Source organism: Nocardia sp. NPDC050413 (assembly GCF_040655475.1).
Lineage (GTDB): Bacteria > Actinomycetota > Actinomycetes > Mycobacteriales > Mycobacteriaceae > Nocardia > Nocardia coubleae.
Genome location: NZ_JBFAJZ010000004.1, coordinates 248561 through 262619, shown reverse-complemented (window position 1 = coordinate 262619; position 14059 = coordinate 248561). Strand labels below are relative to the sequence as shown.

Sequence of the window (14059 nt, the reverse complement as noted above, 5' to 3'; positions counted from 1 at the left end):
ACTGCTGTGCGCACCTGGCAAGCTCTGCGCGTATGCGCAAGCTCTACGTGATCGGTATCGGTGCCGGCGACCCCGACCAGGTGACGATGCAGGCAGTCAAGGCCATGCGGCGGGCCGAGGCGTTCTTCGTGATCGGCAAGGGCGCCGAGAAGCAGGAACTCGTCGACGTGCGCACCGCGATCCTGCGCGAATACGTGGACGGCCCGCACCGGGTGCTCGAGATCGCCGACCCGCCACGCGACCGCGCACCCGCCGACTACACCGGTGTGGTGCAGGACTGGCACGAACGGCGCGCGGTGCTGCTGGAAGAGGCCTTCGAGCAGGTGGACGGCGACGGCGCGATTCTCGTCTGGGGTGATCCGGCCCTCTACGACAGCACCCTGCGCATGGTGGAGCGGGTGCTCGACCGTGGGCGGGTTCGGTTCGATTACGAGGTGATCCCCGGCGTCACCAGCGTCGCGGCACTGGCCGCCGCCCACCGGGTGGTGCTGCACCGCATCGGTGAACCCGTGCACATCACCACGGGTCGCAAACTGCGCGAAGAAGGTCTCGGCCCGGGTTCGACGGTGGTGATGCTCGACGGCGAATGCTCGTTCACCGAGGTGCCCGGCGACGATATCCACATCTGGTGGGGCGCCTATCTCGGTATGCCCGACGAGATATTGATCGAAGGCAATCTGCGCGAGGTGGAGAAATCCATTCTCGAGCGTCGTGCGCGAGCGCGCGCCGAAAAAGGCTGGATCATGGACGTCTACCTGTTGCGTTCCGAATAGCTAGACTGGCCTTTGTGCCCGAGTTACCCGAGGTAGAGGCGTTGGCGCAGTTCCTCCGGGATCATGCGGTCGGCGCGGTGGTCGGTCGCGTCGACGTGGCCGCGTTGAGTGCGGTGAAGACCTTCGATCCGCCGGTGACCGCGCTGTCCGGCCGGGACGTGACCGGTGCGGGCCGGTGGGGCAAGTTTCTCGGAATGGATTGTGGTGGGTTGTGGTTGATCACCCACCTGTCACGTGGCGGTTGGTTGCGGTGGGTCGACGAACCGAATCCGTTGCCGCCCAAGCCCGGCGGTAAGAGTCCGCTCGCCCTGCGCGTGCATTTCTTCACTCCGGAAGGCGCGACACCCGCCATCGACCTCACCGAGGCGGGAACCAAGAAACGTCTCGCGGTGTATGTCGTGGAGGATCCGCAGTCGGTTCCGGGCATCGCCCGGCTCGGTCCCGACGCGCTCGCGGTGACCGAGGACGAATTCGCGGCCCTGCTGCGTGGCACATCGCAGCGCATCAAGACCGCGCTGGTGGATCAGACCCTGCTCGCCGGGATCGGCAATGCCTATTCCGACGAGATACTGCACACCGCCCGCGTTTCGCCGTTCGCGAATACGAAAACGTTGCCCGCAGAAACTGTTTCGCAGTTGTACGCGGCGATGCGTTCGGTATTGCTCGACGCCGTCGACCGTTCGACCGGGCAGGACGCGGCCCGATTGAAGGGCGAGAAGCGATCCGGCATGCGGGTGCACGCCCGGACCGGGCAGCCGTGTCCGGTGTGTGGCGACACCGTACGCGAGGTGTCCTACGCGGAGCGCTCTTTTCAGTACTGCCCGACCTGCCAGACCGGCGGCAAGGTGCTCGCCGACCGGCGGATGTCGCGGTTGCTCAAGTAGTCAGCGGTCCCGCCAGGTTTCCAGCAGCCGTAACCAGAATTCGCTGACCGCGGGAAACGCGGGTACCGCGTGCCACAGGGTGTCCAGCGGCACCCGTCCGACCACCGCGATGGTGGCGGCGTGCAATTGTTCGCCCATGTCGGGGCCGACGAAAGTGGCGCCGAGAAGGCAGTTCTCGGTGGTATCGACGACGATCTTCGCGCGGCCGTGGAAATCGTCGCGCGACAATGCGGAACCGGCTACCGAGATATCCATTTCGACGGTGTCGACCGCGTATCCGGCCTTACGGGCCTGCTGTTCGGTGAGGCCGACGGCGGCGAGTTCCGGTGCGGTGTAGACGACTTGGGGAATCTGCTCGTGGTCGGCACCGGCTGTGTAGCGGCTCTTGTCCAGCGGCTTTCCCTGAGCGCGAGCGGCGATGACATCCCCGCAGACGCGGGCCTGGTATTTGCCCATATGTGTCAGTGCCGCACGGTGGTTCACATCGCCCACCGCGTACAACCATTCACCGGGAACGTCGCGGACAGTCAGGTGATCGTCGACGTCGAGATAGCCTGCCGACAGGCCGACGGTATCCAGGCCGAGTTCGTCGGTCGCGGGTGCGCGACCGGTCGCGACGACCAGCTCGTCAGCCTCCAGCTCACCGTTGTCGAGCACCAGCGTGACCGGGCCGCCGTGGATGTGGCCGACCCCGGTATCGGCGGGATCGCGGCGCGACACCATCAGCGGCTCGGTGTTCAGGCGAACGTCGACGCCCTTGTCGCGCAGACCTCGCAGCACCAGATCGGCGGCGAAGGGCTCCACCCGTGGCAGCAGCCGGTCACCGCGCACCAGCATGGTCACCTCGGCCGCGCCGAGTTCGATCAGCCAGGTCGCCGCCTCGCACGCGACGACACCGCCGCCGACGATCGCGGCCCGGCGCGGTACGACCGTCAGATTGGTGGCGTCGCGCGAGGTCCAGGGCAGGGCGTCGCGCAGACCGGGGGTGTCGGGAATCGCGGCCGTTGTTCCGGTCGCGATCACGACGGCGTGCCTGGCACGCAGTTCCCGTACCCCCGCGTCGGTGTGCACTTCGACCCGCCGCTCCCCGGCGAGCCTGGCCGCACCGCGGATCGGGTCGATGCGCGCCGATTTCGCCCAGTCGACCTGGGAGGTGTCGTCGCGGTGGTGGACGAAGGTGTCGCGGCGGGCCAGCACATCGGCCACCTCCGGGCCGCTCGCCGTCAGCCCGGGCAACCCGGCGGCGAGATCGAGCACGGCGCCTGTGCGCAGCAGTGTCTTGCTGGGAATGCACGCCCAGTAGCTGCATTCGCCGCCGAACAGTTCCCGTTCCACGAGCGCGGCGGTGCGGTCGCTGCCGGCGATGGCGTACGCGGCGGCGTTCTCGCCCGCCGGGCCGGCACCGATCACGATGACGTCGTACTCGTCGGTCACTGCAAGTAACCCTCGACCTCACGCGGCGAGCGCATCTGGGTGTCTTCGGGAGAGGCGTCGGCGCCTGCGCGGGCGCGGCGCTGGCGCAGCAGATCCCAGGCCTGGTCGAGCATCACTTCCAGCTGGGCGAGCTGCTTGCGCTCGCTGACCGGGTCGATCTCGCCCGCCGTCGCCTTGGACCGCAGTTCGTGTTCTTCGTCGACCAACTGCTTGATCTTGGCCAGGATGTCCTGATCGGTCATGTGCTCACCACTTCGATTCTCGGAGGGGTAGTGCCGGGCGAACCGCGACCCGCGCGGGTCCTGGTCCATGCTACGACCGCCGGGTGACATGGGCGGCGAGACAGTCGGCCGCGATCGGGACCGCCCGGGCCAATTCGGTGCTGGTCAGGGCCGTGTAGCCGAGGGCGACACCGAACCTGTGCGGCGTGGCGAGGTGGTGGCGGGCCAGCCCGTCGAGCAGCACACCGCGGCTTCGGGCGGCATCGACCGCGGCGGCCTCGGCGGCGGCGTCGGGCAGTTCGACGACCACATGCGACCCGGCGTCGTCACCGAGGACCGGCAGGCCCCGGTCGGCGAGCTCACCGACGAGCAGAGCGCGCCGGGGCGGGACCACCCGGCGCAGGCGACGCAGATGCCGGGCGAGGTCGCCGTTGCGGGCGAATTCGGCGAGCACCAGTTGGCCGGCCGGGCTCGGTGAACTACCGATGCGGGCGCGGTGCGCGAGGACGGCCTCGGTGATGTCGGGACGAGCGACGAGCCAGCCGACACCGAGGGTGGGGGCGATGATCTTGCTCGTGGTGCCGAGGTGGACCACCACGTCCGGCGCCATCGCCGCCAGCAGGGGCAAGGGTGCCGTGTCGTAGCGCAATTCGCCGTCGTAGTCGTCCTCGATGACCAGAGTGCCGGTGCTGCGGGCGAATTCGACCAGTTCCACCCGGCGCCCGGCGGGCATGCGCGCACCCATCGGGAACTGATGTGCCGGTGTGCAATACACGGCGCGAACACCCGGCGGAATGCGGTCGACACACAGTCCGTGCGCGTCGACGGGCACCGGGAGCACCGTCGTTCCCGCGGCCTGGAACGCGCCGACCGCGCGCAGATAGCCGGGGTCTTCGATGGCCACGGTGTCGCCGGGACGCAGCAGGGCCGCGGCGAGTTCGCCGACGGCGGTGCTCGTGCCCGCGGTCGCCAGTACCACCGATGCCGCCCCCGCGGCCAGCCCGCGATGCCGGAGCAGATGCTCGGCGACGGCATCGCGATAGCCCGGCTCGCCCGCCCGATCCTTGCGGGCCTCGGGTGTGCGGTCACCGGCCGAGCGCCACGCGCGGCGCCAGGCCGCGCGGTCGAGGGCCTCGATGCACGGTGCGCCCGCGGCGAGGTCGAGCAGGGTCGGTTCGTTCTCGACGCCCTTCCTCGCGACGGTGCTCGGCGGTGCTGTCGCGGGGTCGGTGCTCAGGTAGGTGCCGGAGCCGCGTCGACCGGTGAGCCAGCCCTCGGCGTGCAGTTGGTCGTAGGCGGCGGCGATCACGGCCCGGCTCACGCCCAGCCGTTGTGCGAGGGCGCGCGAGGGCGGAAGCCGGTCACCGACGCGCAGGACGCGGGTGGTCGCGGCGGTGCGCAGGGCCTCGGCTACCTGCACCGACAGGGGTTCGGCGGCGGAGCGGTCGAGCGGGATCGGGAAGTCGTCGAGCATCGCCCACCTCGGATTGGACTGTTGTTCCCGCATCGAATTGGACCTGTGCGAGGGCCAATCGTGCGGCGATGCTCATCTTATGAGCACGCACACCAGAACGCCGCTGTCCCCGAGCCCGCGCACCACGGTGACCAGAGCCAAGGAACGCGCCCGCAGCGACCGGGCCGAACTGGACGCGGTGCTCGACGCAGGGCTGATCTGTCACCTGGGAGTGGTGCTCGGTGGTTCGCCGGTGGTGTTGCCGACCGTGTACGGCCGCGCGGGCGACACGATCTACCTGCACGGTTCCACCGGCGCGGGCAATATGCGCGCCGCCATCGGCACCGACATCAGCATCGCCGTGACCCACGTCGACGGCCTGATCTATGCCCGCTCCGCCATGCACTTCTCGATGAACTACCGGTCGGCGGTGGTGCGTGGGCGGGCCGAACTCGTCACCGACGAGAACGAACGTCTCGAAGCGCTGCGCGTGATCGTCGAGCATGCCGCGCCCGGGTCCTGGGACCGGGTCCGTCCGCCCAGCCGCAAGGAGATGGCGGCAACGATGGTGCTGGCCCTCGACCTCACCGAGGCGTCGGTGAAAGTCCGGACCGGCGGGCCGAAGGACGACGAGGACGACATCGCCGCAGGTGGGGTGTGGGCCGGGGAGCTACCGCTGCGGCAGGTATGGGGAGCGCCGGTGCCGTCGGCGGACCTGGAACCGGGGATCGAGGTGCCCGCCGGAGTCGCCGACCGCGTGGATTCGGCAATGCCGGTCGCGCTTCGGTAGGGAAGGGGTCGACGTTCCACAGGCCGCTGCGGACGGACGTCGGTGATTCGATCAGGTCGCGCAGTGCGGCGATGGAGTCGTGCGATTCGCTCGTCGTGGCACCTCGGTGGGCGGGCGCGCGCTCGGTACAGTCCGGCCTATGCCGTCGAGTCCGCTCAGCGGGGGCGAGCCGCCCGAACAGTTGTCGTGCACCGAGGATCGGGTGGTGGACGCGGCCCTGGCAGTGCTCGACGAGGGTGGGGCGGGTGCGCTCACGGTCGAGGCGGTGGCCGGGCGACTCGGTGTCGACCCGGCCGCGCTGGCCTGCGATCGCAGCGGGCTGGAACGGGCCGCCATCGAACGCGTGCTCTCGAAGGTGCGGCTCGGGCCGCTCTACGACCGGGGTGTCGAGTGGGTGTCGGCGGTGATCCAGTTGGCGCTGAGTATGCGGTCGCGGCTGTGGGAGCATCCGGCGGTCGCGGTGCTGATGATGTCGGGTCCGCACGACGGTCCGGCGGCGGACGGACCTGCCGCACGCGATATCGAGGAGGCGTTGTTCGCCTGCTTCGCACGCGGCGGTCTGCATACGCAGATGCGGGCGCACGGGGTGTACGCGGTGCTCGTCTACATCCTCGGTTCCACGGCGCTCGATATCGCGGAGACCGACGGAATACCGCCGCTGCCAACTGATTCGGAACGGATCGCGCGGCGCCGCGAGCAGCTCAGGGACCTGGACGTGGATCGCTGGACGCGTACCGCCGCGCATGTGGACGAGATCGCGGCGTGGACATCCGTCGACCAATTCGTCTGGGGGCTGAGGGTTCTGCTCGTGGGTATGACGGCGAAATGAGTTGCTGCGACCCGGCGGCCATGCGATCTCACCAGGTGTCGGCGGACAACCCGGCCTTCGACAGCGCGCGATCCGCAGCCGCAGTGAGTGATTCGTGTGTGTCCAAGCTGACGAGCGCCAGCGTGTAGGTGTCGGCGAGGCGCGAGAGGTAACCCGAGAGGCGAGTACGTGGAAAATCCGTGATGCCCGGATGGATCGCGCGGGCGGCCACGCGAGTGCATTCGTGCGGGCCGACGGTGCTCAGGGCGTCGGGCATTGTGCCGATATTCGAGCACAGGATGTCGCGCTCACCAGCACCTTTGCTGAGCTTGTACGCCAAGCGATCAGGGAGTACCTGCAGGATTTCCTCGGGCAGCCCGGCCGGCGCCGACATGCGGCGTAGATAGGCGTCGCGGGCTTTGACGCGAATCGTTTCCGGGGTGTCGGCCCGGTCGATCCGGATCTCGGTCACGGCGAGGTCGTTGTCCACGCGTGGTTCGTCGCGGGTGTCCACGGGCAGGCTCGCGGTGATGGTGTCGTCACCGAAGCCGTTCTCCCACAGAATGTTCGCGACCAGGTAGATGAACAGACTGTTCGGCGTGCCACCGGCTTCCGTTGCGACGGAATCCCATTGTCCCGCATCGAAAGCCAGCAGGGAGCTGCGGACGGTGCGACCTGGATCCGCCGGGGGAGCGATGGTCTCGGGCGGTCGGGGAACTCCGTTCCGCAGTGCGCGCGCGGTCCCACCGAGCACCGTCGCCCACTGCGCCCGAGCATCGGCCCAGTCCGAACGGGATTCGTCCGCGGACCGTTCGCGGTGCTGGTGTCGTGCGGTGGAGGCGACCGCGATCGACGCATGTCCCGCAGGTGTGCCGTTCAACGACCGCAAGGCCAGCGCGACGGCGTGGATCAGTCCTCGTGCGTCGGCAAGGGCGTGTGAACAGGTCAGTGCGACAACCGTTCCGCCGTCTGCCAGAGGCGCCGCCGACAACCGCCAACCGGGGAAGAACTCGGGATCGAGGTCGGCGCCGAGCGTGTCGGCCCACGGCAAGATTTCCCCCTCGCTCAGGGCACGGTGGGCATCGGCCGCGAGGTAGTCGAGCGGGTGAGCACGGACGGTGGGCTGCCAGGCACGGCGGGCGCCGGGGACGCGGGCGCGGACAACTCTGCGGCCCAGCTGACCACGACTCAGCTCGTGGTGGATCTGCTGCAGCAGAGCCGGATCCATCGTGTCCGGCGTTCGCCACAGTCCCTGCAGGGCGATCGGCGTGCCCATGCCCCGATGGGTACGCAGGAAGATCTCGTCGACAACGGTCAGGCGGTCCATTACGACGTGGAGGCGGCGCCGTGCCTGCCCGCGCCCGCGGCGAAGCGGGCCGCACCCTCCAGCGCACCGTCGGCGAGAGCCTTGACACCGTGCGCGAATTCGATGCGCAGCGCCTCGTCCTCGGAATGACCGACCTGGTCGTACACGGATTCGCGGTCGGAACGCAGGCAGGTTTGTGGGAGCGCCGCGAGTTGCCCGGCCAGTTCCTCGGCCACCCGGCGCGCATCCCCGGTGGGAACCACCCGGGTGACCAGCCCCATCTGCAACGCTTCGGGCGCGCTCACCGGCCGACCGGTGAGAATCATGTCCAGCGCCCGCCCCTCGCCGACAATGCGCGGCAGACGCACCGTGCCGCCGTCGATGAGCGGCACACCCCAGCGGCGACAGAACACGCCGAACACGGCGTCCTGCTCGGCCACCCGCAGGTCGCACCACAGTGCCAGCTCGAGCCCACCGGCTACCGCGTGCCCGGACACCGCGGCGATCACCGGTTTGGACAGCCGCATCCTGGTCGGGCCCATCGGTCCGTCACCGTCGGGCGTCGCCTGGTTGCTGCGGTCGGTGCCGAGCGATTTCAGATCGGCGCCCGCGCAGAACGTGCCGTGCTCGCCCCACAGCACCGCCACCGAGGCGGTCGGGTCGGCGTCGAACGCGCGGAAAGCCTCGGCCAAGGCGCGAGCCGTCGGCCCGTCGACGGCGTTGCGGGCGTGGGGGCGGTTCAGAATCACCGTGGTGACCGGCCCCACCTTCTCGACACGCACCGAATCGGACGCGGGACCTGAGCTCATAGCTCGACCATACGACGAAACCCACCCTTGTGTGAAGAGGTGAATCAATGGTTCACTTCTTCGCATGGTGTACCGGAGGACGCCGGCCGTGCAGGCCCGGCTCGACGCGCAACGTGCGCTGATCGTGCAGGGTGCGACGGCCGTGCTCTCGCGCGACGGGTTCGCCGGCTTGTCGATGGCCGCGGTGGCCGCCGAGGCGGGTATCGCCACCGGCACGGTGTACAAGCAGTTCGAGAACAAGGCCGCGCTGGTGTCGGCCGTGTTCGAGAAGGTGGTCGCCCGCGAGGTCGCCGCGGTGCGCGCGGCGGTCGCCGAGGGCGACGTGATGCAGCGGGTCAGCGCGGCCGTGGAGACCTTCGCCGGGCGTGCGCTCAAGAATCCGAGACTCGCCTACGTATTGCTGGCCGAACCCGTCGACGCCGCCGTCGACGTGCAACGCCTGGAATTCCGCCGCGCCTTCACCGCTTCGTTCGAAGCGGCCATCACCCACGGCGTCGCCGAAGGCGCGCTGCCGCCGCAGGATTCGCACCTGTCCGCCGCCGCGCTCGTCGGCGCCATCGGGGAGGTGCTGGTCGGTCCCCTCGCCACGGCCCCGCCCGCCGAGTCCGTCGTTCCCGAGCTGGTCGCTTTCGCCGTTCGAGCGCTCGGTGCGCGCCCGGAATCGTTGTAGCCCTAAGGAGTTCCGCCGTGATCACCCATGACGTGTTCAATCAGGTACCACCGCTCGTCCCCTTCGACGCCTCCCGCAATCCCGCGCTCATCGAGGGCCTGCACCGGGAAGGTGCGGGCTGGGCCGAGGCCGAGGTACGTGAACTCGGCGCTCTCGCAGGTGGTTTCGCCGCTCAGGAGTGGGGCAGGCTGGCCAACGAGTACCCGCCGGTGCTGCACACCCATGACCGGTGGGGACACCGCGTCGACGAGGTCGAGTTCCATCCGCACTGGCACGACCTGATGAAGGTGGCGGTCACGCACGGCCTGCACGGCTCCCCGTGGCTCGACGAGCGCCCCGGCGCGCACACCGCCCGCGCGGCCAAGTTCTACACCTGGGGTGTGGCCGACGCCGGGCACATGTGTCCCATCTCGATGACCTACGCGGTGGTGCCCGCGCTGCGTCACAACCCCGAACTCGCCGCCCGCTTCGAGCCGCTGCTCGGCTCGCGCACTTACGATTTCGGATTGCGTGAGCCCTCGACGAAAGCCGGGTTGATCGCGGGCATGTCGATGACCGAGAAGCAGGGCGGCTCGGACGTGCGCGCCAACACCACCACCGCCACACCGCAATCGGACGGTTCGTACCGCATCGTCGGGCACAAATGGTTCACCTCGGCGCCCATGTCGGACATGTTCCTCACCCTCGCGCAGGCACCGGGCGGGCTGTCGTGCTTCCTGCTGCCGCGCGTGCTGCCCGACGGCACCCGCAACCCGATCCGGATCCAGCGGCTCAAGGACAAGCTCGGCAACAAGTCGAACGCCTCCTCCGAGATCGAATACGAGAACGCCACCGGGTGGCTCGTCGGCGCCGAGGGCGCCGGGGTGAAGACGATCATCGAGATGGTCAATATGACCCGCCTCGACTGCGTGATCGGGTCGGCCACCGGCATGCGGGTCGGTGCGGTCACCGCCGTGCATCACGCCAGGCACCGAGAAGCGTTCGGCGCGAAGCTGATCGACCAGCCCGCCATGCGCAACGTGCTGGCCGACCTGATCGTCGAATCCGACGCGGCGACCACCGTGATGATGCGTCTGGCGGGGGCCACCGACCGCGCGGGCAGCGACCCGGCCGAGGCGGCGCTGCGCCGGATCGCGCTGGCCATCACCAAGTACTGGGTGTGCAAGCGGGCGCCCGCGCACGCCGCCGAAGCGCTGGAATGCCTCGGCGGCAACGGGTATGCCGAGGAATCGGGGATGCCGCGCCTGTACCGGGAGGCGCCGCTCATGTCGATCTGGGAGGGGTCGGGCAATGTGGCGGCGCTGGATGCGTTGCGCGCCATGGGGCGTCAGCCGGAGACCGTCGAGGCCTACTTCGCCGAGGTCGGGCTGGCTCGTGGCGCGGACCCGCGTCTCGACGACGCCATCGACCGGGTCGGCAAGGAACTCACCGACCTGTCCGATATCGAGTACCGGGCGCGCCGGGTGGTCGAGTTGATGGCGCTGGTGTTGCAGGGTGCGCAGTTGGTACGCCACGGTCATCCGGCCGTCGCCGATGCGTTCTGCGCGACCCGGCTGAGCGGCGACTGGGGGATCGCGTACGGCACCTTGCCGGTGGGTGTCGATACCGGTGCGATTCTCGAACGAGGGTTCGTCGATACGCACTGAGGCGGCGCCGCGCGGTGCCGGTCATCGCGACCCGAGGGTGACGCGCGTTTCTTTGCGAGCGGTCCGGTCGGGTGCCCGCACCCAGCCGCTGGTGCACGCATCTTGCCGCTGCGGAATGCTCGAACTCACCCGATTCACGAACCGGCAGGGTGCGGTCGAGTGGTATCCGCCAGTGCTGTCCGGGGGCAGCGGTGTGGCCCGGCCGATCCTTCGCATGGCCGGGCCGACGGTACCGTGACCGCGTGGCTCGAGCGGACGATGTGTTGACGGCAGGTAACCTCGCCGGGCTGGTGCCGGCGCGCGCGGATCGGTTTCTCCTCGGCATCGCGGGCCCGCCGGGAGCCGGTAAATCGACTCTCGCGCAGCGTCTCTGCCACGAGCTGAATTGTCTCGGGCGCATGGCGGTCGTCGCGCCGATGGACGGTTATCACCTGCGCAACAACGTGCTGCGAGCCAGGGGTGCGCTGGCCCGCAAAGGCGAGCCCGACACCTTCGACGCGGACGCGTTCGTCGCCGATCTTCGCCTGCTGCGGGAGACACCCGTCGGCGAACCGGTGCCGTGGCCGCTGTTCGACCGGGCCGTCGACGAACCGACCGAGGGTGGTGTGGTGGTGCGCGACGAGCGCGTGGTCGTCGTCGAGGGGAACTACCTGTTGCTTACCGATGTACCGGGTTGGGCACCGGTACGCGGACTGCTCGACGAATGCTGGTATCTCGACGCGCCACGGCAGGTGCTCACCGAACGCCTGCTCGACCGGCACACCGCGGGCGGACGCACCCCGGATGAGGCGCGGGTGAAAGTGATGGACAGTGACCTGCGCAATGCCGACCTCATCGCCGCCACCCGAAGCCGCGCGGATCGCGTCCTGATCGCGACGGGCCGCGGCTACGCCCTGGCCTGACCGCCTTCCTTCGCCGCGCGGCATCGCTTGCCTGCCGCGGCACGCCGGGCGTGTGTCGCGCGGAAAGCGGCGGACTCGGCGCAATCATGGACTGATGAAGCGACGAGTCCCCGTGCACGCGGTCCGCAACGGCGCGGCAGCGGTCTGCGCGCTGCTGCTGTACTACAGCGTTCCGGTGGGGTGGGTGTTCGAACTCGACGCGTGGCCGGGGCAGGTCGTCGGCGTCGTCGCCTTCGTCGCGAGCGTCGCCGGACTCGGCTGGCTCGTCTGGCAGCGGATCGAGCACCTCCTCGAGGAGTCGACCGCGCTGGGGGAGCGGGTCGACGGGGTGCTGCTCGTGCTGTGCATCGTGTGCGTGGTGTTCGCGCTCGTCTACTACCGCATGCAGCAGCTACACCCGAACCAGTTCACCGGGCTCGAGACCCGGACCGACGCACTGTATTACACGCTGGTCACCCTCGGGACCATCGGTTACGGCGACATCCACGCCATCGGCCAGGCCGCCCGCATCGTGACCATGGTGCAGATCGTGTTCGACCTGGTGGTGCTCGGCACCCTGCTCGCCATCGTCACCACCAGCGTCACCAGCCGGATCCGCGCCGCGAACGAGGTCAGCGCCGCCGCGCGCGATACCACTCGATGAGCGCGTCGGTCGACGAGTCACCCACCGACTCAGGGTTTTCCGAGCCGCTCAGCAACGGCATCAGGGCCAGCGCCTGCTGCTTGCCCAGCTCCACACCCCACTGATCGAAACTGTCGATGCCCCAGATGATGCCCTCGACGAACACCTGGTGCTCGTACAGCGCGATCAGCTGACCCATCGTCGACGGCGTGAGCTCCGGCGCCATGATCGTGGTACTCGGCCGATTGCCGGGCATCACCTTGTGCGGCACCAGCTTCGGATCGGTGCCCTCGGCCGCGATCTCCTCGGCGGTCTTGCCGAACGCGAGCACCTTGGTCTGCGCCAACAGGTTGCTCATCAGGATGTCCTGCATGCTGCCGGTGCCGTCGCGGGTCGGCAGGTCGTCGGTCGACCGGGCGAAACCGACGAAATCGGCCGGAATCAGCCGGGTGCCCTGGTGCAGCAGCTGATAGAAGGCGTGCTGGCCGTTGGTACCCGGCTCACCCCAGAAGATCTCACCCGTCGACGACGTGACCGCAGTGCCGTCGGCGCGCACCGACTTGCCGTTGGACTCCATCGTCAACTGCTGCAGATACGCGGGGAACCGCGCCATATCGTTCGAATACGGCAGCACCACACGCGATTCCGCACCGAAGAAGTTCGAATACCAGACGCCGAGCATCGCCAGCAGCACCGGACCGTTCGACTCCAACGGCTCCGACGCGAAATGCCGGTCGACGGCGTGCATTCCGCTGAGGAACTCACCGAACCGTTCCTTGCCGATGGTCACCATCACCGAGAGACCGATCGCCGAATCCACGGAGTAGCGGCCGCCGACCCAATCCCAGAAACCGAACATGTGCGCGGTGTCGATACCGAAAGCCGCCACCCGCTCCGCGTTCGTCGACACCGCGACGAAATGCTTGGCCACCGCGTCCTCACCGAGCGCCGCGACCAGCCAGCGCCGCGCCGCCGTCGCATTGGTGAGCGTCTCCAAGGTGGAGAACGTCTTCGACGCGACGATGAACAACGTGCGCGCCGGATCGAGACCCGCCAGCTTGGACACCAGATCGGCCGGGTCGACATTCGACACGAACCGGGCCTCGATCTCCGGATCGGCATAGTGCCGCAACGCGCGATACACCATGTCCGGCCCGAGATCCGAGCCACCGATACCGATATTGACCACCGTGGTGATGCGCTCACCGGTCGCCCCGCGCCACGCACCCGAGCGCACCGAATCGGCGAACTCACCCATCCGGCGCAGCACGTCGTGCACGGCGGCATCGGCGTCGGTGCCGTCGATGTCGAGCTGCTCGCCCACCGGCAGGCGCAACGCGATGTGCCCTACCGCGCGGTCCTCGGAGGTGTTGATGTGCTTGCCGGAATACATCTCGTCGCGTCGCTGCGGCACCCCGGCCGCGCGCGCGAGATCCACCAGCAGACGCAGGGTTTCGCGGGTCACACGATGTTTGCTGTAGTCGATGTGTAGATCGGCGACCTGCACGGTCAACTCCCGGCCGCGCGCCGGATCCTCGGCGAACAACTGCCGCAGATGCAGAGGTGCGACAGTGCGGTGATTGGTTTGCAGTGCCTGCCAGGCCGCCGACGCGGTGATGTCGCTGCTCACCCGCCCGAGAGTACTGGGTTATCGGAGCGCTGGCGCGCTCGAGTTCGCGGCCCCGCCGGTCCCGACGATCAGGCGCCGTTGCTTGCTCCTTCGTCGCGTACGCAACGGCAC

14 protein-coding genes are annotated in these 14059 nt (G+C 68.9%); 8 read left to right on the top strand and 6 right to left on the bottom strand.

Translation table 11 applies throughout. The annotated features are described in order from the left end of the window. Window positions 1-32 precede the first annotated feature (32 nt). Both cobF and AB0I19_RS13580 read left to right on the top strand, forming a co-directional pair. Entirely contained in the window at window positions 33-773 is a 741-nt protein-coding gene (gene cobF / locus AB0I19_RS13585) for a precorrin-6A synthase (deacetylating) (protein WP_357148248.1), read from the top strand. 14 nt (window positions 774-787) lie between these two features. Then, window positions 788-1657, top strand: a complete 870-nt coding sequence (locus tag AB0I19_RS13580) for a DNA-formamidopyrimidine glycosylase family protein (RefSeq protein ID WP_357148246.1) — start codon at window positions 788-790, stop codon at window positions 1655-1657. Here AB0I19_RS13580 and AB0I19_RS13575 read toward each other — a convergent pair whose 3' ends face one another. The 3 genes from AB0I19_RS13575 to AB0I19_RS13565 form a co-directional block, all read right to left on the bottom strand. Then, window positions 1658-3091: an NAD(P)/FAD-dependent oxidoreductase gene (locus tag AB0I19_RS13575; protein ID WP_357148244.1), complete on the bottom strand. Its 1434-nt coding sequence runs from the start codon at window positions 3089-3091 to the stop codon at window positions 1658-1660. Continuing rightward, complete coding sequence (locus tag AB0I19_RS13570) at window positions 3088-3333, bottom strand: DUF2630 family protein (RefSeq protein ID WP_067485911.1); 246 nt, start codon at window positions 3331-3333, stop codon at window positions 3088-3090. The genes AB0I19_RS13575 and AB0I19_RS13570 overlap by 4 nt, the downstream gene beginning before the upstream one ends. A 70-nt stretch (window positions 3334-3403) precedes the next feature. Beyond that, window positions 3404-4819 carry a PLP-dependent aminotransferase family protein gene (locus AB0I19_RS13565; RefSeq protein WP_357148241.1) on the bottom strand — a complete coding sequence of 472 codons (1416 nt, stop codon included), beginning with the start codon at window positions 4817-4819 and terminating at the stop codon, window positions 3404-3406. Window positions 4820-4865: 46 nt separating this feature from the next. Here AB0I19_RS13565 and AB0I19_RS13560 point away from each other — a divergent pair, with 46 nt between their 5' ends. Together AB0I19_RS13560 and AB0I19_RS13555 are read left to right on the top strand one after the other, a co-directional pair. After that, complete coding sequence (locus AB0I19_RS13560) at window positions 4866-5555, top strand: pyridoxamine 5'-phosphate oxidase family protein (protein WP_357148238.1); 690 nt, start codon at window positions 4866-4868, stop codon at window positions 5553-5555. Window positions 5556-5694: 139 nt separating this feature from the next. After that, window positions 5695-6384, top strand: coding sequence for a TetR/AcrR family transcriptional regulator C-terminal domain-containing protein (locus AB0I19_RS13555; RefSeq protein ID WP_357148235.1), 690 nt, complete (start codon window positions 5695-5697; stop codon window positions 6382-6384). Window positions 6385-6412: 28 nt separating this feature from the next. Here AB0I19_RS13555 and AB0I19_RS13550 read toward each other — a convergent pair whose 3' ends face one another. Continuing rightward, window positions 6413-7690 (bottom strand): hypothetical protein, encoded by a 1278-nt coding sequence (locus AB0I19_RS13550; protein ID WP_357148233.1) that lies wholly within the window; start codon window positions 7688-7690, stop codon window positions 6413-6415. Next, window positions 7690-8478, bottom strand: coding sequence for a crotonase/enoyl-CoA hydratase family protein (locus tag AB0I19_RS13545; RefSeq protein WP_357148230.1), 789 nt, complete (start codon window positions 8476-8478; stop codon window positions 7690-7692). Before AB0I19_RS13545 ends, AB0I19_RS13550 begins: the two co-directional genes overlap by 1 nt. Before the next feature lie 64 nt (window positions 8479-8542). Between AB0I19_RS13545 and AB0I19_RS13540 the strand changes: the two genes are divergently transcribed. The 4 genes from AB0I19_RS13540 (at window position 8543) to AB0I19_RS13525 (ending at window position 12339) form a co-directional block, all read left to right on the top strand. Continuing rightward, the gene (locus tag AB0I19_RS13540; RefSeq protein WP_067641793.1) at window positions 8543-9148 is read left to right on the top strand and encodes a TetR/AcrR family transcriptional regulator; all 606 of its coding nucleotides are present in this window, start codon (window positions 8543-8545) and stop codon (window positions 9146-9148) included. A gap of 17 nt (window positions 9149-9165) precedes the next feature. Beyond that, a complete protein-coding gene (locus AB0I19_RS13535; RefSeq protein ID WP_357148227.1) occupies window positions 9166-10794 on the top strand; it encodes an acyl-CoA dehydrogenase family protein in 1629 nt (542 codons plus the stop codon). A gap of 242 nt (window positions 10795-11036) precedes the next feature. Beyond that, a complete protein-coding gene (locus AB0I19_RS13530; protein WP_357148224.1) occupies window positions 11037-11696 on the top strand; it encodes a nucleoside/nucleotide kinase family protein in 660 nt (219 codons plus the stop codon). 94 nt (window positions 11697-11790) lie between these two features. Beyond that, window positions 11791-12339: a potassium channel family protein gene (locus AB0I19_RS13525; protein WP_357148223.1), complete on the top strand. Its 549-nt coding sequence runs from the start codon at window positions 11791-11793 to the stop codon at window positions 12337-12339. Here AB0I19_RS13525 and pgi read toward each other — a convergent pair. Then, window positions 12308-13948: a glucose-6-phosphate isomerase gene (pgi, locus tag AB0I19_RS13520; RefSeq protein WP_357148220.1), complete on the bottom strand. Its 1641-nt coding sequence runs from the start codon at window positions 13946-13948 to the stop codon at window positions 12308-12310. The two genes, AB0I19_RS13525 and pgi, sit on opposite strands and share 32 nt — an antisense overlap. Between the last annotated feature and the right edge of the window lie 111 nt (window positions 13949-14059).